The sequence below is a fragment of the Solemya velum gill symbiont genome (assembly GCF_002020255.1).
Classification (GTDB): Bacteria; Pseudomonadota; Gammaproteobacteria; order Chromatiales; family Chromatiaceae.
This window is the reverse complement of record NZ_MPQG01000009.1, coordinates 54,445-74,564: the sequence shown is the minus strand read 5'-3', so window position 1 is coordinate 74,564 and position 20,120 is coordinate 54,445. Positions and strand designations below refer to the sequence as shown.

24 protein-coding genes are annotated in these 20,120 nt (G+C 50.9%); 12 read left to right on the top strand and 12 right to left on the bottom strand.

The features are described 5' to 3' along the window. The first annotated feature begins 23 nt into the window (after nucleotides 1-23). From BOW06_RS07840 to BOW06_RS07830, 3 genes are all read left to right on the top strand, one after another. Nucleotides 24-1,544 carry an NADH-quinone oxidoreductase subunit M gene (locus BOW06_RS07840; protein ID WP_078453259.1) on the top strand — a complete coding sequence of 507 codons (1,521 nt, stop codon included), beginning with the start codon at nucleotides 24-26 and terminating at the stop codon, nucleotides 1,542-1,544. Nucleotides 1,545-1,548: 4 nt separating this feature from the next. Next, complete coding sequence (gene nuoN, locus BOW06_RS07835; RefSeq protein ID WP_078454612.1) at nucleotides 1,549-2,967, top strand: NADH-quinone oxidoreductase subunit NuoN; 1,419 nt, start codon at nucleotides 1,549-1,551, stop codon at nucleotides 2,965-2,967. Between the two features lie 171 nt (nucleotides 2,968-3,138). Continuing rightward, complete coding sequence (locus BOW06_RS07830; RefSeq protein ID WP_052131975.1) at nucleotides 3,139-3,810, top strand: c-type cytochrome; 672 nt, start codon at nucleotides 3,139-3,141, stop codon at nucleotides 3,808-3,810. Nucleotides 3,811-3,953: 143 nt separating this feature from the next. On the opposite strand, the gene BOW06_RS07825 is transcribed toward BOW06_RS07830, so the two are convergent. The 10 genes from BOW06_RS07825 to BOW06_RS07780 form a co-directional block, all read right to left on the bottom strand. Further along, nucleotides 3,954-4,181: a hypothetical protein gene (locus tag BOW06_RS07825; RefSeq protein ID WP_078454611.1), complete on the bottom strand. Its 228-nt coding sequence runs from the start codon at nucleotides 4,179-4,181 to the stop codon at nucleotides 3,954-3,956. Nucleotides 4,182-4,429: 248 nt separating this feature from the next. Further along, on the bottom strand, nucleotides 4,430-4,837 hold the full coding sequence (locus tag BOW06_RS07820; protein WP_043115625.1) for a CBS domain-containing protein: 408 nt from the start codon (nucleotides 4,835-4,837) through the stop codon (nucleotides 4,430-4,432). Nucleotides 4,838-4,919: 82 nt separating this feature from the next. Further along, a complete protein-coding gene (gene nqrM, locus BOW06_RS07815) occupies nucleotides 4,920-5,129 on the bottom strand; it encodes a (Na+)-NQR maturation NqrM (RefSeq protein ID WP_043115626.1) in 210 nt (69 codons plus the stop codon). Further along, complete coding sequence (locus BOW06_RS07810) at nucleotides 5,129-6,211, bottom strand: FAD:protein FMN transferase (protein ID WP_162181078.1); 1,083 nt, start codon at nucleotides 6,209-6,211, stop codon at nucleotides 5,129-5,131. Before BOW06_RS07810 ends, nqrM begins: the two co-directional genes overlap by 1 nt. After that, complete coding sequence (gene nqrF, locus BOW06_RS07805) at nucleotides 6,177-7,397, bottom strand: NADH:ubiquinone reductase (Na(+)-transporting) subunit F (RefSeq protein WP_078453263.1); 1,221 nt, start codon at nucleotides 7,395-7,397, stop codon at nucleotides 6,177-6,179. Before nqrF ends, BOW06_RS07810 begins: the two co-directional genes overlap by 35 nt. A 15-nt stretch (nucleotides 7,398-7,412) precedes the next feature. Then, nucleotides 7,413-8,021 (bottom strand): NADH:ubiquinone reductase (Na(+)-transporting) subunit E, encoded by a 609-nt coding sequence (nqrE, locus tag BOW06_RS07800; RefSeq protein WP_078453264.1) that lies wholly within the window; start codon nucleotides 8,019-8,021, stop codon nucleotides 7,413-7,415. After that, complete coding sequence (locus BOW06_RS07795; protein WP_043115630.1) at nucleotides 8,021-8,686, bottom strand: NADH:ubiquinone reductase (Na(+)-transporting) subunit D; 666 nt, start codon at nucleotides 8,684-8,686, stop codon at nucleotides 8,021-8,023. Before BOW06_RS07795 ends, nqrE begins: the two co-directional genes overlap by 1 nt. A gap of 2 nt (nucleotides 8,687-8,688) precedes the next feature. Next, nucleotides 8,689-9,513, bottom strand: coding sequence for a Na(+)-translocating NADH-quinone reductase subunit C (locus BOW06_RS07790; protein ID WP_230208702.1), 825 nt, complete (start codon nucleotides 9,511-9,513; stop codon nucleotides 8,689-8,691). After that, complete coding sequence (locus BOW06_RS07785) at nucleotides 9,510-10,724, bottom strand: NADH:ubiquinone reductase (Na(+)-transporting) subunit B (RefSeq protein WP_078454609.1); 1,215 nt, start codon at nucleotides 10,722-10,724, stop codon at nucleotides 9,510-9,512. Before BOW06_RS07785 ends, BOW06_RS07790 begins: the two co-directional genes overlap by 4 nt. Further along, complete coding sequence (locus BOW06_RS07780) at nucleotides 10,724-12,076, bottom strand: Na(+)-translocating NADH-quinone reductase subunit A (RefSeq protein WP_043115636.1); 1,353 nt, start codon at nucleotides 12,074-12,076, stop codon at nucleotides 10,724-10,726. The genes BOW06_RS07785 and BOW06_RS07780 overlap by 1 nt, the downstream gene beginning before the upstream one ends. A gap of 286 nt (nucleotides 12,077-12,362) precedes the next feature. Between BOW06_RS07780 and ribBA the strand changes: the two genes are divergently transcribed. The 6 genes from ribBA (at nucleotide 12,363) to pabB (ending at nucleotide 17,266) form a co-directional block, all read left to right on the top strand. Beyond that, on the top strand, nucleotides 12,363-13,481 hold the full coding sequence (gene ribBA, locus BOW06_RS07775; RefSeq protein ID WP_043115637.1) for a bifunctional 3,4-dihydroxy-2-butanone-4-phosphate synthase/GTP cyclohydrolase II: 1,119 nt from the start codon (nucleotides 12,363-12,365) through the stop codon (nucleotides 13,479-13,481). A 71-nt stretch (nucleotides 13,482-13,552) separates the two neighbouring features. Then, entirely contained in the window at nucleotides 13,553-14,020 is a 468-nt protein-coding gene (ribH, locus tag BOW06_RS07770; RefSeq protein ID WP_043115639.1) for a 6,7-dimethyl-8-ribityllumazine synthase, read from the top strand. A 5-nt stretch (nucleotides 14,021-14,025) separates the two neighbouring features. Continuing rightward, nucleotides 14,026-14,451 (top strand): transcription antitermination factor NusB, encoded by a 426-nt coding sequence (gene nusB, locus BOW06_RS07765; protein ID WP_043115640.1) that lies wholly within the window; start codon nucleotides 14,026-14,028, stop codon nucleotides 14,449-14,451. Between the two features lie 21 nt (nucleotides 14,452-14,472). Further along, nucleotides 14,473-15,435 (top strand): thiamine-phosphate kinase, encoded by a 963-nt coding sequence (thiL, locus tag BOW06_RS07760; protein ID WP_043115641.1) that lies wholly within the window; start codon nucleotides 14,473-14,475, stop codon nucleotides 15,433-15,435. Further along, nucleotides 15,432-15,899 (top strand): phosphatidylglycerophosphatase A family protein, encoded by a 468-nt coding sequence (locus tag BOW06_RS07755; RefSeq protein ID WP_043115643.1) that lies wholly within the window; start codon nucleotides 15,432-15,434, stop codon nucleotides 15,897-15,899. Before thiL ends, BOW06_RS07755 begins: the two co-directional genes overlap by 4 nt. Then, nucleotides 15,896-17,266, top strand: a complete 1,371-nt coding sequence (gene pabB, locus BOW06_RS07750) for an aminodeoxychorismate synthase component I (RefSeq protein ID WP_230208703.1) — start codon at nucleotides 15,896-15,898, stop codon at nucleotides 17,264-17,266. The genes BOW06_RS07755 and pabB overlap by 4 nt, the downstream gene beginning before the upstream one ends. Before the next feature lie 161 nt (nucleotides 17,267-17,427). On the opposite strand, the gene BOW06_RS07745 is transcribed toward pabB, so the two are convergent. Then, a complete protein-coding gene (locus tag BOW06_RS07745; protein WP_043115646.1) occupies nucleotides 17,428-17,934 on the bottom strand; it encodes a copper chaperone PCu(A)C in 507 nt (168 codons plus the stop codon). A 166-nt stretch (nucleotides 17,935-18,100) separates the two neighbouring features. Here BOW06_RS07745 and BOW06_RS07740 point away from each other — a divergent pair, with 166 nt between their 5' ends. After that, the gene (locus BOW06_RS07740) at nucleotides 18,101-18,730 is read left to right on the top strand and encodes an MBL fold metallo-hydrolase (protein WP_078453266.1); all 630 of its coding nucleotides are present in this window, start codon (nucleotides 18,101-18,103) and stop codon (nucleotides 18,728-18,730) included. On the opposite strand, the gene BOW06_RS07735 is transcribed toward BOW06_RS07740, so the two are convergent. Beyond that, nucleotides 18,727-18,996 carry a c-type cytochrome gene (locus BOW06_RS07735; protein ID WP_162181079.1) on the bottom strand — a complete coding sequence of 90 codons (270 nt, stop codon included), beginning with the start codon at nucleotides 18,994-18,996 and terminating at the stop codon, nucleotides 18,727-18,729. The two genes, BOW06_RS07740 and BOW06_RS07735, sit on opposite strands and share 4 nt — an antisense overlap. Nucleotides 18,997-19,056: 60 nt before the next feature. On the opposite strand from BOW06_RS07735, the gene BOW06_RS07730 reads away from it, so the two are divergent. Both BOW06_RS07730 and rpsF read left to right on the top strand, forming a co-directional pair. Continuing rightward, nucleotides 19,057-19,578, top strand: a complete 522-nt coding sequence (locus BOW06_RS07730; protein ID WP_052131977.1) for a 2-thiouracil desulfurase family protein — start codon at nucleotides 19,057-19,059, stop codon at nucleotides 19,576-19,578. Nucleotides 19,579-19,741: 163 nt separating this feature from the next. Then, complete coding sequence (rpsF, locus tag BOW06_RS07725) at nucleotides 19,742-20,098, top strand: 30S ribosomal protein S6 (protein ID WP_043115650.1); 357 nt, start codon at nucleotides 19,742-19,744, stop codon at nucleotides 20,096-20,098. Nucleotides 20,099-20,120: the final 22 nt, after the last annotated feature.

Here is a 20,120-nt window from a genome sequence, read left to right as displayed (position 1 = left end):
GAATAGAAGGAATAGGTTAGGGCATGTTTGCAGATTTTCCGATACTGAGCACCGTCATCTGGCTGCCGATTATAGGCGGTTTGCTGGTGCTCGGCAGTGGTGACAAAGCCCCGAACGTCTCTCGTTGGCTGGCTCTCGTGGTTGCTGTTCTGACCTTTTTACTTAGCATTCCGCTGTGGAGCGGTTTTGACGTCACGACTGCAGATATGCAGTTTGTCGAAAATACTCCATGGATCGCGGCATACGATATCAACTACCATCTCGGTATTGATGGCATCTCCATGCCACTGATCCTGTTGACGACATTTATTACAATTCTTGTTGTCATTGCCGGATGGGAAGTGATCCAGTACAAGCCGGCGAGTTACATGGCTGCATTCCTGATCATGGAAGGCGTCATGGTTGGTGTATTCGCTGCACTTGATGCAATGCTTTTCTATGTTTTCTGGGAAGCGATGCTGATTCCGATGTTTCTGATTATCGGTATCTGGGGCGGACCGAACCGCGTCTATGCGACGATCAAGTTCTTCCTCTACACATTCCTTGGCTCTGTTTTCATGCTGGTCGCACTGATCTACATGTACTTCCAGTCAGGCAGCATGGGGATTCTCGATTATCATGTGCTCGAACTGGGCCTTAAAGAGCAAATACTGATCTTCATCGCTTTCTTCCTTGCCTTTGCGGTCAAGGTGCCGATGTTCCCGGTTCACACCTGGCTGCCCGATGCACACGTTGAGGCGCCTACCGGCGGTTCCGTCATCCTGGCAGCGATCATGCTGAAGATTGGTGGATACGGTTTTCTGCGTTTCAGCCTGCCGATCACTCCGGATGCCAGTAACGAACTCGACTGGATTATTATCCTGCTTTCACTGATTGCGGTGGTCTATATCGGTTTCGTTGCCCTTGTACAGAGCGACATGAAGAAGCTGATTGCCTACTCGTCGATCTCGCACATGGGTTTTGTCACCCTGGGCTTCTTCATTGTCTTCATGATCGCGCAGAACTCTGCTGCCGATTCCGGTGCTGTGCTTGGCCTTGAAGGCGGCATGGTGCAGATGGTATCGCACGGTTTTATCTCGGCGGCCATGTTCCTGTGTGTCGGTGTCCTGTATGACAGGTTGCATTCGAGGGAGATCTCCTCTTATGGCGGCGTCGTCAACGTGATGCCCTGGTTTGCTGCATTCATGGTCTTTTTTGCCATGTCGAATGCGGGTCTGCCAGGTACCTCCGGTTTCGTAGGTGAATTCATGGTGATTCTTGCCAGTTTCCGTGCCAACTTCTGGTTTGCACTGCTTGCAGCAACGACCCTGATTGTCGGTGCAGCCTATACCTTGTGGATGGTGAAGCGCGTCGTCTTTGGCGATGTCACCAAGGTGAGCGTAGCGAGCCTGCAGGATATCAATGCTCGCGAGGCACTGGTTCTCGGTACACTCGCTTTCATGGTATTGCTGCTGGGTGTTTGGCCTGCGCCACTGATCGAGGTGATGGACGTGAGTGTCACGAACCTGCTGCAACATATTCTTGTATCCAAGGTAGGAGGCTGATCTGATGGCATTTGATACAACACAGCTGATTCCTCTGTTACCTGAAATCATTCTGCTGGTGGGTGTCTCCCTGGTTCTGGTTATTGACCTGATGGTCACTGACAAAGAACGCACCTGGCCTTTCATGCTCACCCTGTTTACCTTGCTGGCAGCTGGCTGCACTACCGTGATGCTTGCTGACGGGACCACGCAGGTGGTGTTTGATGGCACCTATATCCGTGATCCCATGAGTGACATTCTGAAGGCGTCGCTGCTCTTTCTTGCTGTGCCTGTGTTCATATATGCACGTGAAGGCCTGATGAAGAGTGGTCAGTGGCGCGGCGAGTTCATGACTCTGACGCTGTTTGCGATCCTGGGCATGATGGTGATGATCTCTTCCAACGGTTTCATCAGCCTCTATCTCGGTCTTGAGCTGCTTTCACTGTGCCTCTACGCACTGGTCGCTTTCAATCGTGATTCATCCAAGAGTGCTGAAGCGGCGATGAAATACTTCATCCTCGGTGCACTGGCATCCGGCCTGCTGCTCTATGGTATCTCGATGCTGTACGGTGCGACAGGCAAACTCGACTTTCCTTCAATCGCACAGGCAGTCGTTGGTAAAGAGAGTGACATCGTTCTGGTTTTCGGTCTCGTATTCGTCGTTATTGGCCTTGCATTCAAATTCGGTGCAGTACCGTTCCACATGTGGGTGCCTGATGTATACGACGGCGCCACAACGCCTGTGACACTGCTGGTTGGTTCACTGCCAAAAATTGCAGCCCTTGGTCTTGCCATGCGCATACTGGTCGACGGTCTGGGTGAATTGCAGGAATCATGGCAGATGATGCTGATCATCCTCGCTGTACTGTCGATGGCTCTTGGTAATCTCGTTGCGATTGCGCAGGAGAATATCAAGCGCATGCTGGCCTACTCGACAATCTCACACGTTGGTTTCATCTTTCTGGGCATTCTCGCCGGTTCTGATGAAGGCTATCGTGCAGCGATTTTCTATGTCATCGCCTATGCAGCCATGGCTGCCGGTGCCTTTGGTGTCCTGATTGCCCTGGACAGAAAAGGGCTTGAGGTTGACCAGTTGCACCAGCTCAAGGGACTCAATGAAAAACACCCCTGGCTGGCAGGAACCATGCTGTTGCTGATGTTCTCTATGGCGGGTGTTCCACCGACTGTCGGTTTCTTTGCCAAGCTGTTCGTACTGGAAGCAATCGTCTCGGTCGGCTTGACCTGGCTGGCACTGGTTGCAGTGTTCTTCTCGATCATTGGTGCCTTCTACTACATCCGTGTTGTCAAACACGTCTACTTCGATAAACCGACTGATGATGTCGAGGTTGAAGTTGGTGGAGCAGCACAGGTGATGCTGGCAATCAATGGTCTGGCGATGCTCGCCCTGGGACTCTTCCCGGCCATTTTGATGAACCTGATCTAGAGATCTCCGGTACCGTAATACCGTCACCCCGGGCTTGACCCGGGGTCCACCGTGAATTGCAAACTTACTCATGGATGCTGGTTCAAGGCCGGTATGACAACAGAGATATCAGTCCAAATCTTGGGGTGATAGAATCTATCCCGGAGACTGTTGCAGAATCAATCTACTTCCATGAATCGTCAAATTTTGCATTCGATTATTCTTATTTCCACAGTATTGCTTTCATTTCGCGTGATAGCCGATGCTCCACTCGATGATGAGTTATCCCAGGCAATGCAGTTATCTCCTGATGTTGCTAAAGGTGAAATCCTGTTCAAAGAAAACTGTTCTCAGTGTCATGGTGATGATGGGTGGGGCACCACTGACGGAAGGTTTCCCCAGATTGCTGGACAACACAACAGTGTAATTATCAAGCAGCTGGCTGATATTCGTGCCGGAAACCGTGATAACCCCGAGATGTATCCATTTGCTCGGGAATCGGTACTGGGTGGCCCACAATCTATTTCAGATGTCGCTGCTTACATATCAACCTTACCAATGGAGCCATATCCTGAATACGGTGAAAGCGATGACATTGAAAACGCTGAACGTCTTTATAAGGAAAAATGCGCAGCTTGTCATGGTGCAAATGGTGAAGGCAATGCCTTGAAATTTTATCCTCTTATTCAGGGGCAGCATTACGAGTATCTATTACGGCAACTGATATGGATTCGTGATGGTAAACGCAGGAATGCTTACCCGGAAATGATGGAGAGTGTTAAAACATTGAGTGACACCCAATTTCAGGCGCTTGCTGACTACGTATCTCAGCTTCTGCCGCCAGATGATAAATTAGCAAACTAGTAGTGAGACTTGGGGGAGATTAGGGGGCAGAGGAATATGACTGGTGTTGCCGTATAAACGCGTAACGCCCACTTCACAACAGAATACCCGTATGCGGACTCCCGTTGCGCCGTGGGCGCTGAAATCTGTTCTGTTGTCTGTTATTACTTGTGAATCAGCTGATTAATCTGCATTGATTCACGGATCTCCCTGAAAATGGCCACTGCAAGTGGTATTCCCAGGCTGATGACTACCGCAACAAGAAATCCCGGTTCATCAAACAGACTGGCTGACTGGAGCCTTACGGAAGAGCCTTCCGACTGTGCAGCGAGTAGTGGTGTACTGAACATCAGTAGCATCAGTGCTGTGGTTGTTTCGATCTGTTTTCTCATTTGAAAACCCTCTTAGAGTATTTGCGTACCAGTCTAGTAATATTAGATAGTGCAATAAAGATGCCAATACTGAGGATTTTACTAGGTAATTATTAAGTTATTGTTACAGTAGGAAAAAAAGATTTCCCTTGAGTTTATAGTTAAATGACCTTGAGATAGAAAAGCGAGTAATTCCGCACTGGAATGGTGCGGAATGGTCAAAACGGGCACATTGCCTGTATAAGAATTACTCTAATAGCCAGTCATCGTTACCAGATCTTTTCAAGTGCACGCAGGACATCGCGGCGACTGATCTGGCCGACCAGTGAGTTGTCATCAACCACCGGAAAGCGCCTCACAGGAGAGGAGTTGAACATTTCAGCAGCTTCAACAATGCTGGTTTCCGCCTCGATTGCCTGTACATCTGTTTTCATATATTCGGAGACTTTACCGCCGAGCTCCTCGTGATAGCAGGCGTTGAGCATTACTTGCATACAATCCTTCTCGGAAAGAATACCGACAACATTGCCATGATCATCTACAACCGGTGCACCTGAAACACGACGTGTAATCAGAGTATGGATGGCATCCATCACGCCGGTATCGGGCTTGAAGGTGACAATGTCACGTGCCATGTACTGTTTTACTGTCAGTGCGCGTAATACTTCTTTAGCCATCCTGTGATCCTCCGCAAGTACTCTATTTTCTATTTATTCAGATACTATTGCCTGCCAGAATTGGCAAGTCAAAATATATATATCAGCTTGTTTCTGCATGCCTGTCAGCAGCCTCTGCTTCACGTGCAAGACGTTTTTCACAGGGCGAATCGCAACTGCAGGCACTCTTGAGGCCTGTAATGGTGTTGAGGCCACCACAGGAGCCCTTGATCTGTTTGTTCTGCAGTAATCCTATAGCCATGATTGCGACAACAATGAGCATGACGATGAATGTGACCAGAAATATTTCCATTATTGTTCCTCGCCGTGAATATATTTTGCGAATGCTGATGTCGCTTCAGTGTGTAACTCTTTTCCATTCCGAATAATGAAATAGGCAGCAATTCTGTTTTTCTCTGCCAACTCCATCGCCTTGTCCGGGCCCAGTGCCATCAGGGCGGTGGCATAGCCGTCAGCTAACATGACGCTTGGCATGATGACTGTCACTGAAGCCATTCTGTTTTTTACCGGTAGTCCAGTGATCGGGTCGATGGTGTGTGAGAAACGCATGCCTGCATCATCTTCAAAGTAGTTGCGGTAGTCACCGGATGTCGCAACGCCCATGTTGTCGGGACTAATCACCAGTTGCACGCTTTGCATGCCATCGACCGGCTTTTCGATCGCGATGCGCCATGCATTGCCACGGTGGCTTCGTCCCATGGTGATGAGTTCACCACCAACCTCCAGCATATAATTCGGGATGCCCAGCGCATTGAGCTGTTGTGCAACGCGATCGACCGCGTATCCCTTGGCAATCGACGAGAGATCGATGGAGAGATCAGCATTTGATTTTCTGAGTTGTGAGAGATTCTGATTGACAGAAAGTTTACGGTAGCCGACTTTTCTCAGAGCCAGATCAATCTCCTCGACAGAGGGTTTCTTGCCATTTGTTTCTACAGGCCCGAATCCCCACAGCTCAACCAGTGGCTCAACCGTGATGTCATAGGCACCATCAGTCAGGGCAGAGATTTCCAGCGCTGCAGAAGTCACTTCCGCCAGTTCTGCTGGTACTTGTTGCCATTCAACTGAATTGCTGTGATTGAACTGTGTTATGTCGGAGTCAGCTCGATATGTCGACATCATCTGCTCAAAGCTGTTGAGTTGAGACTGGATAGATTGCTGTACCTGCATCTTGTCGGGCAGGGTTTCGTCAGACCAGTACTTGACTGACCAACCGGTTCCCATTGTGCTGCCGCTGAGTTTAATCGCCTGACGCTCACTACTGCAGGACGCAAGCAGAAACAGGCTGACCACTGCCAGCATGATCCTGCCGGTAGTGGTCAGGGTGATGCGATGCCGCTTATCCGCCAAAATCATCGAGCAGGATGTTTTCATCTTCGACACCGAGGTCTTTAAGCATCTGGATAACAGCAGCATTCATGACGGGTGGTCCACACATATAGTATTCACAATCTTCCGGTGCAGGGTGATCCTTGAGATATTCATTATAGAGCACCTCGTGAATGAATCCCTGGTAACCATCCCAGTTATCTTCCGGCTGTGGATCAGAGAGGGCCACGTGCCACTGGAAGTTGCTGTTCTCTGCCGCGAGCATGTCGAAATCTTCAACGTAGAACATTTCACGTTTCGAACGGGCACCATACCAGAAGCTCATCTTGCGCTTCGAGTTGAGACGGCGCAGCTGATCGAAGATATGCGAACGCATTGGCGCCATGCCGGCTCCGCCACCGATAAAGACCATCTCTGCATCAGTCTCCTTGGCAAAGAACTCTCCGAACGGCCCGGAGATCATCACCTTGTCACCTGGCTTGAGGTTGAAGATGTAGGAGGACATGATACCGGGAGGAGCATCTGGTACATGCGGCGGAGGCGTGGCGATACGTACATTGAGCATAATGATGCCTTGTTCTTCAGGGTAGTTCGCCATTGAGTAGGCGCGCATCGACTCCTCTTTGAAGTTGGCTTCGTACTGCCACAGGTTATAGCGGTCCCAGTCCTCGCGATACTCTTCATCAATATCAAAATCGGTGAATTTTGCATGGTAGGGAGGCGATTCGATCTGAATATAACCGCCGGCTCGGAAGTCGACAGCTTCACCATCCGGCAGTTCCAGTACAAGCTCCTTGATGAAGGTGGCGACATTGTCATTAGAACGCACGGTGCATTCCCATTTCTTGACGCCGAATACCTCCTCGGGTACTTCGATCTTCATTGGCTGCTTGACGGCTACCTGGCAGGAGAGACGTTCACCTGACGCAGCTTCACGCTTGGAGATATGCGACTCTTCTGTCGGCAGGATAGATCCACCACCTTCAAATACCTTGCAGCGGCATTGTGCACAGGTTCCACCACCGCCACATGCAGAAGGCACGAAGATACCTGCATCGGCCAGTGCCTGTAGCAGCTTGCCGCCGGGGCTGGTATGGATCTCCTTTTCGCCGTTAATCAGGATTGCGATGTCACCGCTGGGGACGAGTTTTGATTTTGCTGCCAGGATGACGAATACCAGGGCAATAACGATGACAGTAAAAAGGACGACACCAAGTGAAATTTCTAACATTGTGATTATCCTCCCTTACAACTGAATGCCGGAGAAAGCCATGAAGCCGAGAGACATCAGACCAACCGTGATAAATGTAATGCCAAGACCTTGCAGGCCGGCAGGCACATCCGAATACTTGAGTTTCTCGCGCACACCGGCAAGCGCCGTGATTGCCAATGCCCAGCCAATACCTGAACTGAGACCGTAAGTAACAGACTCTGCGAAGTTGTAGTCACGTTCCACCATGAACAGCGAGCCGCCCAAGATGGCACAGTTGACTGTGATCAGCGGCAGGAAAACACCGAGAGCGTTGTAGAGTGCAGGGAAGTACTTGTCCAGTAGCATCTCCAGAATCTGCACCAGTGCAGCGATGACGCCGATGTAACTGATGAGACCGAGGAAGCTCAGGTCGACTTCAGGAAGTCCGGCCCATGCGAGTGCGCCATCTTTTAACAAGAACTGGAACAGTAGGTTGTTGACCGGGACCGTGATCGCCTGTACCACGACCACGGCAATACCTAGGCCAAGAGCCGTTTCAATTTTTTTTGAGACCGCAAGGAAGGTGCACATCCCGAGGAAGAAGGAGAGTGCCAGGTTTTCGACGAAGACCGCCTTCAGAAAAAGGGAAATGTAATGTTCCATTATTTCGCCTCCTCGTGGTTTGGATCATGGATGTTGAAATCAGGCTCCTCGAGTTGATCCTTTTTGAATGTGCGAACACCCCAGATAAAGAGGCCAATCAGGAAAAATGCAGAAGGCGGCAGCAGCATGATGCCTGCGGGCTCATACCAACCTCCATTGTTGACCAGTGGCAGGATCTCGTAACCGAGTAGTGATCCTGAGCCGAGCAGTTCACGAAAGATGCCGACGACAATCAGGATAAGGCTATAGCCGAGGCCGTTACCGATACCATCTATAAATGACAGCATTGGTGGATTCTTCATTGCAAATGCCTCGGCACGACCAAGCACGATACAGTTGGTGATAATCAGGCCAACGAAGACCGACATCTGCTTGGAAATCTCGTAGACATATGCCTTGAGTATCTGGTCAACCACGATTACCAGAGACGCAATAATGGTCATTTGTACGATGATACGAATCGATGAAGGGATATGGTTACGGATCATCGAGATCGAGAGGTTCGAAAATGCCGTGACCGAAGTCAGGGCAAGCGACATGATCAGTGCAGCAGCCAGCGTGGTTGTTACCGCCAGTGCCGAGCAGATACCGAGGATCTGCAGTGTGATCGGGTTGGTGTTGATCAGCGGATCAAACAGGACCTGGCGTGCAGTGGATTTAGACATGATCAGGCTCCTCCGTTCTTGAACTTGGTAAGGTAGGGGCCGAAACCGTTGGCGCCTGTCCAGAAACGCACCAGGTTGCTGACACCACGACTGGTGAGGGTTGCGCCTGCGAGTCCATCGATCTCGTGCTGAAAGAATTTACTATCAGGTGAGACATTCCCTTTAAGCACGTTGAGCGCCTGCTTGCCGTTGGCATCAAACAGCTGTTTTCCATTCCACTTGGCCTGCCACTTGGGATTATCAACTTCACCACCAAGACCTGGAGTTTCAGCATGATCATAGAACTTGAGTCCGTAGACCGAGTTGCCATCCGGTTCGATAGCCAGAAAGCCGTAGAGCGTCGACCACAGGCCATAACCGTGGACTGGCAGAATCACGCGCGTGATTGTGTCGCCATTCTTGACCAGGTAGATACTTGCGATTTTTGCGCGGGCCTTGATTGAAGCAATATCGACATCCGACGAGAGAGTGAGGTTCTGTTGCGGGTCTTTTGCAGCCTTGCGCTGGTCATAACCTGCTGCGTCCATCTCTTCGACATAATCACCTGAGGCTAGGTCAACAAGACGTGTCTCGATGCTCTGATCGAAAGTTGCCTGGATATTGCCGCTTATATCCAGCCCGGCAACGGAGAGGATATAACGTTGCTTGTCGAGTGCCTTGTTTGCCTCTTGCAAGGGACGCAATCCGACGGCAGCAGCCGCAACGATAATCGAGCACACCAGGCACAAGGCCAGAGCAACCACGATAGTCTTGGTCTGCGAGTCATTCGGCATCGCGAGGATGCGACCGATCGGTCCGCCAATGGTTTGTGCTGTATCCTGGCTCATGATGCGATCCTCTTTTGACGGCGCTTGACATTGGCCTGGACAATGAAGTGGTCGATTAACGGAGCAAAGATGTTTCCGAACAAGATGGCGAGCATCATGCCTTCAGGAAACGCAGGATTGATGACGCGGATCAGCACGGCCATGAATCCGATCAGTCCGCCGTACCACCAGCGCCCCCTGTTGGTCATTGCCGCCGAAACCGGATCTGTCGCCATGAAGATCATGCCGAAAGCGAAGCCGCCAAGTACCATGTGCCAGTAGAAAGGCAGGGCAAACATGGGATTGCTGTCTGAGCCGATCAGGTTGAGTAAGAGTGTTGTCGCAGTCATACCAACGAAAACACCACCGACGACACGCCACGAGGCAATCTTCGTATACAGCAGGAAAACACCGCCAAGCAGAATGGCGAAAGTTGATACCTCGCCAATCGACCCTTGGATATTGCCGAAGAAGGCATCCCACCATGTGAGGTTGGATGCGATGATATTTTCCACACCACCTGCAGCACTCAGCGACAGGGGAGTTGCACCTGAGAAGCCGTCCACTGCTGTCCACACGGCATCGCCTGACATGGCAGCCGGGTAGGTAAAGAAGAGAAATGCACGGCCCGTCAGTGCCGGGTTGAGGAAGTTCTTGCCGGTTCCACCAAAAACTTCTTTACCAATGACGACACCAAAGCTGATGCCGAGCGCAACCTGCCAGAGTGGAATCGATGGCGGCAACGTCAGAGAGAAGAGCATTGAGGTTACAAGAAAGCCCTCGTTGACCTCGTGTTTGCGTATGACTGCAAACAGCACCTCCCAAAAGCCACCGACCGCCAGGGTGACGATATAGATGGGTAACCAGTAAGTAAGGCCATGTACAAAGCTGGCAAATATCGAGTCGGCAGAGTAACCGATCCCGAGACCTTCAAGAACATCGGCACGCCAGCCGCCTGCAGATTCGATACCCATTGCAGCCATCGCACTGTTGGCCTGGAAGCCGGTATTGTAGAGCCCCCACAGAAGTGCAGGCATAACTGCAACAACAACCAGTGACATGACACGCTTAAGATCAATTACATCACGAACATGCGGTGAGCTGCGTGTGACATCTGGAGGTGTATAGAGGAATGTATCGACCATCTCGTAGAGGGCATACATTTTTTCGAATCGCCCACCCGGTAGAAAATCGGGTTCGATCCGGTCAAGAAAACGACGTGTACGTGACATTATCCTTCCCTCTCTATCTGTTCCAGGCAGGCACGCAGTGCAAGGCCATAGTCAAATTTGGATGAGGAGACATAACTGCAAAGCGCAAGATCCTCCTCGTCGAGTTCCAGGCAACCGAGTTGCTGTGCAAGATCCGTGTCTCTTGTAACAAGAGCCCGCAGCAGTTGCGTTGGCAAAATGTCGAGCGGCATAACGGATTCGTAATTACCGATCGGCACCATCGCTCTCGGACTGCCATTGGTTGAAGTGGTAAATCGAAACAGGCGATTCCTCGGCAAGAGGGAACTCAAGTGCGAGTTGATTGCGGAGAACTTGTTCCTGCCGGGCTTGATCCATCCCAGTAGTTCGCGTTCGCGACCTTCAGGCAGAATGCTGATCTGGTTATGGAAGCGGCCAAGGAACTGTCCCCAGCCGGCTGCTTTCTTACCTGCCAGAACAGAGCCGGAGATAATGCGGCACTCACCGGCTTCGAGTTCATCTTTCAACAACTCTTCTGTATTTGCTCCCATGCGTGTCCTCAACAGGCGAGGGTTTTTCACCATTGGGCCGCCGATTGCAACAACACGATCAACCGGCAGGCGACCGCTCTTTAAGAAGCGTGCAAAGGCAATCACGTCCTGGTGATTGATATGCCAGAGCGTTTTGCCTGCGTGCGCAGGCTCAAGCATATGCATATGTGTTCCTGGCAGACCCGCAGGATGGGGACCCTGGAAGCAGGTATTTACGACCCGCTCAAGGTGAGTTGGCAGTTCATACGGTTCTGCTGTATTGACGTAGACATTACCGTGCGTCATCACGGTCAGCAGTGCCAATCCCTGGTTGAACTCCTCACGAGCATCATTGATGACCACCATCGGGTCTGCCGCGAGAGGTCGGGTATCTACAGAAGTGACGAAAATGGCGGATGGAACCGAGCCTGTTTCAGGTGCCTTGCTGTATGGGCGAGTTCTGAAGGCGTTCCAGAGTCCCGAGTGGCGCAGCTGTTCGCAAACAGTGTCATGATCGATGCTGGTAAATTCTGCCGGATCATAACGCTGGAACTCTTCTGCCTCATCGCCATCAAGTTCGATCACAACTGAACGCAATACGCGACGCGCACCACGATGAATCGCCTTGATGGTACCGCATCCGGGTGATGTCACCATCACGCCCGGATTTTTCTTGTCTTCCAGCAATGCCTGTCCGAGTTTGACGCGTTCGCCTTCCTTCACCAGCATGGTGGGTTTCATGCCTACATAGTCGTGCCCGAGAATGGCGACAGTCTCAACCTTGTTACCATCCTCGATAACCTGGCTAGGTCTACCCTCGACAGGCAGGTCCAGGCCCTTTTTGAGTTTGAATGTATGGCTCATTGGGGTCGTATCCAGTTTTTATAATCATCCGTAAACAGGGTGGGAAATCATCTGAATCTGATGATGTTCACCTCCCCAGTTATCAATACTGCTTATGCTGCAACGCAGTATTTCTTATTATTGCGGCGCAACATAGCAAAAAGGAGATACGAATTGCAAGTTCAAATTCTGTTTTGAAGGAAATGGCTTTAGATAAGCGGGGAAATGGAGAGGATATTTTCCAGCTCGAAGCCGTTTTCCGTTAGAATGTGCTGCTATTTTTTCAGATCTGGGCAATTAGAGAGTTATGGCGCTGAATTCGATCGACGAGATTATCGAGGATATCCGTCAGGGCAAAATGGTCATCATCATGGATGACGAGGATCGCGAAAACGAGGGTGACCTGTTGATGGCTGCCGAGGCGGTTACGCCTGATGCAATCAACTTCATGGCAACCCACGGACGTGGTCTTATCTGCCTGACACTGACCGACAAGCGCTGCAAGCAGCTGCGTCTTCCACTGATGGTTTCTGGTGAGGATCTGCTTCAGTCGACTAACTTTACTGTCTCTATCGAGGCGGCTGAAGGCGTGACAACAGGTATTTCTGCTGGTGACCGCGCGACAACCGTGCTGGCAGCAGTTGCCGAGGATGCCACGCCACAGGATCTTGTGCAGCCGGGCCATATCTTCCCACTGATGGCACAGCCGGGTGGAACCCTGGTGCGCGCTGGACACACCGAGGCTGGCTGCGACCTGGCACGACTGGCCGGCTATAATCCTGCAGGTGTGATTGTCGAGATCCTCAATGAGGACGGCACCATGGCACGGCGCCCCGATCTTGAAAGCTTTGCTGAAGAGCACGATCTCAAGATCGGCACGATCGAGGACCTGATTCAGTATCGCATCAGAAATGAAAAGACGGTTGAGCGCATCAATAGCTGCGACTTGCCGACAGATCACGGCGATTTCAAGCTTTATGCCTATGAGGATACTGTTGACCGTGATGTTCACATGGCTCTGGTCATGGGCGAACCGTCACCTGACAAGCCCGTGCTGGTTCGTGTCCATGTGCAAAATTCAATCCACGACCTGTTCGATGCCAATATATCAGGCAGCGGTTGGCCGCTACGCAGCGCGATGGAGCAGATTGCCCGTGAGGGTGAAGGTGTAATTGTCGTACTGCGTAACCATGACAGCCCCAAGGAACTCGTACAGCGTATTGAGGTAGCGGCAGGCAGGGCGTCTGCACCCGCAAAAGCGTCTGGCGATGCAGATAGTCGCAAGGAGTTGCGCACGCTTGGTGCCGGTGCACAGATCCTGGCTGACCTCGGTGTTGGCAAGATGCGTGTCATGAGCGCACCAATCAACTTGCACGGTCTGCATGGATTCAACCTCGAAGTTGTTGAGTTTGTTGAAAGCGAGTAAAAGGTCAATATAGACTTGATCTAAAAAGTATTTATAATTAACTGAAATCAAAGAGTAAAAAGGTTAGTCAAATGAGCATCAAAACGATCGAAGGCGGCATGACAGTCTCGGGCGCTAAATTCTGCGTCGTGGTAACTCGCTGGAACAGCTTTGTCGTGGAAAGTCTTGAGAAAGGCGCAATCGATACACTGTTGCGACATGGTGCGAGCGAAGACGAAATTACTGTTGTGCGTCTGCCCGGAGCCTTTGAACTGCCTGTAGCACTGGACAAGATCGCGGCCAAGGGTGAGTACGATGCCATTATCGCACTCGGCGCTGTTATTCGCGGCGGCACTCCGCATTTCGAATATGTTGCCGGTGAAGCAGTCAAGGGAATGTCACAGGTCAGCCTCAATCGCGGCGTACCAATCAGTTTCGGCGTTCTTACTGTCGACACGATTGAACAGGCCATTGAGCGTGCCGGTACCAAGGCAGGCAACAAGGGCGGTGAAGCGGCTGCTACAGCCATCGAGATGGTTAACCTCCTCAGGCAAATCTGATTTCAATGTCAAATAAACGTCACAAGGCCCGGCAGCTCGCTATGCAGGGCCTTTATCAATGGCAGGTCAATGAACAGAACGTTGCCGAGATCATCAACCAGTTTCTTGGCGACGAGGATATGGGCACTTTTGACGTTCCCTATTTTCGTGACCTGCTGGCTGGAGTCCCTTCACATCTCGACTCCATTGATGAAAAGATCAAGCCCCTGATTAATCGTTCCATCGAACAGGTTGATCCGGTGGAGCGCGCGATACTGCGGCTAGGGGTTTATGAAATGATGCAACACCCTGAAATTCCTTTTCGGGTTGTCATTAACGAAGGCGTGGAGTTGGCCAAGACATACGGTGCCGACCAGGGACACAGATACATCAATGGTGTTCTCGACAAGCTTGCGCCGGAGTTACGCCCATTTGAAGCGAAAAAGAAGTGAAAGCCTGCAGGCTGAAGCACAGTGAGCAGTTCCGAATTTGATCTGATCGAATCTATTCTCAGGTCGCAATCTCTGCGACGTGATGATGTGACGCTCGGTATCGGCGATGACTGTGCCTTGCTCGATGTCCCGCAAGGAATGGAACTGGCGGTTTCTCTCGATACACTCGTTAGCGGGCGCCATTTTTTCCCGGATGCCGCTCCCGAACTCATTGGCCACAAGGTGCTGGCTGTTAACCTCAGTGATCTTGCCGCCATGGGTGCAGAACCTGCATGGGTAACCATGGGATTGACTCTGCCCGATGCGGATGAAGAGTGGCTGGCAGGTTTCATGCGTGGTTTCTCGGCACTTTCATCAAACTATGGTGTACAGCTTGTTGGTGGTGACACGACCAGTGGCCCACTCACTGTCAGCTTGCAGGTACATGGTCTTGTTCCAGCAGGGAAGGCGATCAGGCGTAGTGGTGCCAGGCCGGGTGATCTTGTCTTTGTCAGTCATACAATTGGTGATGCAGGTCTTGCACTGGCAATGCTTCAGGGACGAATCACACCGACTGATGAACTGCAGACACTCAGGCAACGCCTTGAATCCCCGCAGCCCAGAATTGAACTCGGTATTGCCCTGAGAGAGGTGGCAACTGCTGCCATCGATCTTTCCGACGGGCTTGCCAGTGACCTTGGACATATTTGCGAACGCTCACAATGTGGTGCTGTAATAGAGACGCACGAACTGCCGCTCTCGGATGCAGTTAGAACATTGTCTGACTGGCGTCTGGCTGTCAGTGCTGGTGATGATTACGAACTCTGTTTTACTATTGATTCATCACGGCAAGAGAGAGTCACACAGTTATCAAAGGAACTTGACTTGCGCCTGACCTGTATTGGCAAGATACGACAGCAGCCGGGTATCGACTTTTTGTCTTCTGGTGGTTCATGCGAGTCTAACCTGCAGGGTTATGACCATTTTCCGGAAAGCGACTCATGAATAGCTTCGATATGAAAAATCCCGTGCATATTCTTGCTGTCGGTTTCGGTTCGGGTCTCTCTCCATTTGCGCCCGGCACCATGGGCACACTGGTTGCGATCCCTCTCTATCTGCTGATTGCGGGACTACCTCTGCTTGCTTATCTCGCGATATGCCTGGTCACTTTTGTTATTGGCATTTGGTTGTGCGAACAGACCTCAAAAGATCTTGGCGTTCACGACCATGGCGGTATCGTGTGGGACGAGATCGTCGGCTACCTGGTGACAATGGCCGGAGCACCATTCGGTTGGCCATGGATTCTTGCCGGTTTCATCCTCTTCCGTATTTTCGATATCCTCAAACCATGGCCGATTCGCTGGCTCGACAAGTATGTCAGTGGCGGCTTCGGCATTATGATTGACGATATAGTCGCCGGCCTCTTTTCGGCAGCTATCTTGCAGTTGGCATACCATTTTCTGCTGTGAACTTTCCACGCATAGAAGAGATTCCCTACACAGTTGACTCGGCGCTGCTGTTTGAGCAGATTTCCGACATGCAGTGGCCAGTGTTTCTCGACAGTGGCGGTAGCAATCGCCGCGGCAGGTTTGATCTGCTCGCAGCGAATCCTTTTAAAACACTGGTGACTCGTGCCGGTGAGACAGTCATCAGCCAAGATGGAAAGCGTCATAAATCGATGGATGATCCATTCAATCTGCTCAGGCAGGCGATGGGTGAACAGCAGCAAGCTCTCGGCTCATTGCCGTTTGAAGGTGGTGCCATCGGCTATTTTGGTTACGACCTTGCACGCTCAATCGAAAAGCTGCCCGAGAAGGCTCAGGATATAGACCAGTTGCCGGAAATGATGGTTGGTATTTATGACTGGGCAGTCATCGTCGATCATGAACTGGGCAGAAGCTGGCTGGTCGGGCAGGGAAGAGATGACAAGATTGCTGCCGAGTGGCCACAGTTGCTGGAACTCCTCTCTGCTCCCGGACTACAGGAAAAGAGCAGGGCGGCTGCACTAAGGGCATTACAGCCTTTTGAGTCATCCGTCACCAAGGCTGAGTATCTTCAGGCACTGAAACATATTCATGACTATATCCATGCAGGTGACTGCTACCAGGTCAACTATACGCAACGTTTTGCTGCCCCGGTCGAGGGTGACGCCTGGCAAGCCTATGTCGATATTCGCAAACAGAACGCAATACCTTATGCGGCTTTCATGCGTCTCGATGAAATCGAGATTTTGAGCTTCTCACCAGAACGTTTTCTGCGTCTCTCTGGTAATCGCGTTACAACTGAGCCTATCAAGGGAACACGCCCACGCGGCAAGTCGGCAAGCGCTGATCTGGCCCTGCAGGATGAACTCTATAATAGCAGCAAGGACCGCGCCGAGAACCTGATGATTGTTGACCTGCTTCGCAATGACCTCGGGCGCGTGTGTCAGCCGGGCACAATCCATGTCAAAGACCTCTTTCATCTCGAAAGCTTTCCAACAGTTCATCATCTCGTCAGTCGCATAGGCGGAGAGTTACGTGAAGGCGAAGATGCACTGAGCTTGTTACGAGCCTCCTTTCCAGGTGGTTCGATTACCGGTGCGCCCAAGATACGTGCGATGGAGATTATCGAGGAGCTGGAACCATACAGGCGGGGTATCTACTGTGGTTCGATTGGCTATATCGGATTTAACGGCAACATGGATACCAGCATCACGATTAGAACCCTGGTACACAGGGCAGGGCAGGCGCATTACTGGGTTGGTGGCGGGATTGTTGCTGATTCAGATCCTGATGAAGAGTACCAGGAGTGCTTGGATAAGGCAGCGGTGTTCAGGCGTTTTTTCGATTCCTGACTTACGCTTTATAGGCTCTCAAACTCGTCAGCCTGGACTCCCTGATTCGCCACCTCTGGCTCTGAAAATCATCACCCCGGGTTTGACCCGGGGTCCATTATTAACAGTACATGTATCCATGGATACCGGCGCAAGACCGGTAGACGATCCCAGGGGAGAAATTACTTGTGCTGCATATGTTTTGAGTGATCCATTTTTGAATGGTCCATCGCAGGCATCATCATTTTCTTAACCGGTGCTTCAACCTGCTTGGTGCTGCCATCTCTGAACTTAAGCGTTACAGTCACCATGTCGCCTGCTTTTAACGGATTATGCAGATCAATCAGCATGACGTGATAGCTCATTGGTTTCAGCATTGTCTTGCCATTGGCTGGGATGATGATTTTCTCTACCTCGAACATGCGGTGAACACCCTTGTCATCTGTTTCATGGGTGTGCAGTTCTACCAGTTTGGAGACATCACCGCTGGCACTGACCAGGGCCGCTTCCTTGTCACTGGTATTTGTCAGTGTCATGAAGAGAGCTGATGTTTGAGAAACTGGTGGTACTTCACGTACCCATGCATCGGAAACAGTGACCCTTTCGGCACAAGTTTCAGCATATGCAGAGGTGATACCTGCGAGCATGATCAGGGCTGAAACAAAAATTCGGTTCGTGAGTTTTTTCATAACTATTTCCTGTATTCCATATTTTAAGAATGTAACCTTGGCGATTATATGATGATTTAGTGATTTTCGACTTGCTAAATATCAATTATTTACTGTCATGTACATGGGTTGTTACTGGCAGGTAGAATAGGCTTCAATTTATTCCACCGCCCGGAAAATCTTCACAATGAGATACATCTCCATCCCGGTCACACCGTTTGAACAGAACTGCTCCATTGCATGGTGTGATGCGACTAAAGAATCAGTCTTTATTGACCCGGGTGGTGACGCCGACGAGTTGATCAGGGCATCCGATGCCAAGGGACTCAAGCCGGTCGCCATCTATCTGACCCACGGACACCTCGACCATGTTGGTGGGACGACTGAATTGGCAGATCATTATTATATCCCGGTTTGGGGACCTCACAAGGAGGATGCCTACTGGCTGGAAGCGCTGCACAAGCAGGCGCAGATGTTCGGGCTGCCTGAATGCAGGGAGTTTGTGCCGGATCACTGGCTGGATAACGGTGATCAACTGCTCTTTGGTAATGAGAAAATGGAAGTTCTGTTCACGCCTGGACATACCCCGGGGCACATTGTGCTCTTCCACCGGAAATCGAATGTTGTATTCAGTGGTGACCTGCTGTTTCGAGGCTCAATTGGCCGTAGTGATTTTCCCGGCGGTGACCACCAGCAACTGATCGATTCTATTAAAAATCAACTTTTTCCGCTCGGGGATGATGTTCGGGTCGTTCCGGGCCACGGGCCTGAGACTACAATTGGTGAAGAGAAGCTTACAAACCCGTTCGTGCGTTAAAGCGTAGAGAGATAAGTGGCAAGTGCGTCCTCTTCTTCAAGGGTCAGCACGTTCTGAAAAGAGGGCATGTCACGGCCACCATCATGGACTGCCCGCTTGAGGAAGTCCTTGGGTTCCCGGAGGTCGTCTGCATAACGATGGCAACGCTGGCAGTTATCCTCGAAAAGCGTTGCTCCATCAATGGGTTGTTTTGATTCGTTTGTAGCACATGAGGCAAGCACTGCCGATAACAGGGTGGCTGGCAGGAGGAGAAAAATTGTCTTCATCTGGTACAAATCCATCATTATTTTTAGCTACATTAACATAGTTGCTAGCGGGCATAGAAGATGAAACAGAAATTGATTCTAGGGGTAAGCAGTTGCCTGCTCGGCAACCCGGTTCGATACGACGGAAATCATAAACGCAACCCGTACATAGCCGATATCCTGTCAGATTATTTTGATTTTGAAGTTTTCTGCCCTGAAACCGCAATCGGGCTTGGTGTTCCAAGACCGCCAATGCAGCTCTATCTTGACGGCAACAACACGCGATTGGCGCAAGTGGCTGATAGCAGTATAGATTTAACACAACAGATGCAGGCGATGGCTGCCGAGCAGTGTAAACAACTGGGCCACCTGAATGGTTTCATTCTGAAAAGCAGGTCTCCCAGTTGCGGCAAGCAGGGTGTCACTCTATTTGATTACAGCGGGGAGATCGTCGGTAGTGGAGCGGGCCTGTTTGCGGCAACCCTGGTGAGGGCTTTTCCATCCCTTCCGGTTGAAGAGGAGACAATGCTTGAAGATGCAGCTCTTAGAGAGGATTTTATCGAGCGTGTTATCGCATACGCAGCAAGCAAGCCCCCCATATAGCTGGATTTCTTCCCTTGGAGGGGCTCGAGCCTTCCCTGCGTAACTTGCATTTTCCTGAAAAGTCGTTAAACTGCGCGCCTTTACGTGGTTTTGTGCATGTCATGAAATCACACTCCTTGCTTCACCGCACTAGCGGGAGGCTACTAACTCATAGGGAGCTACAATGCGTCATTATGAAATCGTGTTCCTGGTCCATCCAGACCAGAGTGAGCAGGTTCCTTCAATGATTGAGCGTTATCGCACAATGATCGAGGGAAATAGCGGCAAGATCCATCGTCTTGAAGACTGGGGACGTCGTCAGCTTGCATACCCAATCAACAAAATTCACAAGGCACACTACGTGCTGATGAACATCGAGTGTGACAGCGATACTCTTGCTGAAATCGAGAGCAATTTCCGTTTCAACGATGCCATCCTGCGTAACCTCGTCATCCGTCGTGATGAAGCTGTTACCGATGCCTCGCTTCTTGCCAGGCAGGATACTCGTGAAGAACCCGCCGCAGCTGAATCTGCTGCCTGATTCTGAAACAGGAGATATAAGA

Excerpts from the sequence above, each read along its gene's own strand:
- nqrM (WP_043115626.1), bottom strand. The coding sequence starts at position 5,129 with ATGGAAATATTTCTGGTCACATTCATCGTCATGCTCATTGTTGTCGCA.
- BOW06_RS07755 (WP_043115643.1), top strand. The coding sequence starts at position 15,432 with ATGAATAGCTTCGATATGAAAAATCCCGTGCATATTCTTGCTGTCGGT.
- ribH (WP_043115639.1), top strand. The coding sequence starts at position 13,553 with ATGAGCATCAAAACGATCGAAGGCGGCATGACAGTCTCGGGCGCTAAA.
- BOW06_RS07840 (WP_078453259.1), top strand. The coding sequence starts at position 24 with ATGTTTGCAGATTTTCCGATACTGAGCACCGTCATCTGGCTGCCGATT.
- BOW06_RS07730 (WP_052131977.1), top strand. The coding sequence starts at position 19,057 with ATGAAACAGAAATTGATTCTAGGGGTAAGCAGTTGCCTGCTCGGCAAC.
- BOW06_RS07825 (WP_078454611.1), bottom strand. The coding sequence starts at position 4,181 with ATGAGAAAACAGATCGAAACAACCACAGCACTGATGCTACTGATGTTC.
- BOW06_RS07810 (WP_162181078.1), bottom strand. The coding sequence starts at position 6,211 with ATGAAAACATCCTGCTCGATGATTTTGGCGGATAAGCGGCATCGCATC.
- nqrE (WP_078453264.1), bottom strand. The coding sequence starts at position 8,021 with ATGGAACATTACATTTCCCTTTTTCTGAAGGCGGTCTTCGTCGAAAAC.
- BOW06_RS07740 (WP_078453266.1), top strand. The coding sequence starts at position 18,101 with ATGAGATACATCTCCATCCCGGTCACACCGTTTGAACAGAACTGCTCC.
- BOW06_RS07795 (WP_043115630.1), bottom strand. The coding sequence starts at position 8,686 with ATGTCTAAATCCACTGCACGCCAGGTCCTGTTTGATCCGCTGATCAAC.
- nuoN (WP_078454612.1), top strand. The coding sequence starts at position 1,549 with ATGGCATTTGATACAACACAGCTGATTCCTCTGTTACCTGAAATCATT.
- BOW06_RS07735 (WP_162181079.1), bottom strand. The coding sequence starts at position 18,996 with ATGAAGACAATTTTTCTCCTCCTGCCAGCCACCCTGTTATCGGCAGTG.
- nqrF (WP_078453263.1), bottom strand. The coding sequence starts at position 7,397 with ATGTTAGAAATTTCACTTGGTGTCGTCCTTTTTACTGTCATCGTTATT.
- ribBA (WP_043115637.1), top strand. The coding sequence starts at position 12,363 with ATGGCGCTGAATTCGATCGACGAGATTATCGAGGATATCCGTCAGGGC.
- BOW06_RS07780 (WP_043115636.1), bottom strand. The coding sequence starts at position 12,076 with ATGAGCCATACATTCAAACTCAAAAAGGGCCTGGACCTGCCTGTCGAG.
- BOW06_RS07790 (WP_230208702.1), bottom strand. The coding sequence starts at position 9,513 with ATGAGCCAGGATACAGCACAAACCATTGGCGGACCGATCGGTCGCATC.
- BOW06_RS07830 (WP_052131975.1), top strand. The coding sequence starts at position 3,139 with ATGAATCGTCAAATTTTGCATTCGATTATTCTTATTTCCACAGTATTG.
- BOW06_RS07745 (WP_043115646.1), bottom strand. The coding sequence starts at position 17,934 with ATGAAAAAACTCACGAACCGAATTTTTGTTTCAGCCCTGATCATGCTC.
- BOW06_RS07785 (WP_078454609.1), bottom strand. The coding sequence starts at position 10,724 with ATGTCACGTACACGTCGTTTTCTTGACCGGATCGAACCCGATTTTCTA.
- rpsF (WP_043115650.1), top strand. The coding sequence starts at position 19,742 with ATGCGTCATTATGAAATCGTGTTCCTGGTCCATCCAGACCAGAGTGAG.
- BOW06_RS07820 (WP_043115625.1), bottom strand. The coding sequence starts at position 4,837 with ATGGCTAAAGAAGTATTACGCGCACTGACAGTAAAACAGTACATGGCA.
- nusB (WP_043115640.1), top strand. The coding sequence starts at position 14,026 with ATGTCAAATAAACGTCACAAGGCCCGGCAGCTCGCTATGCAGGGCCTT.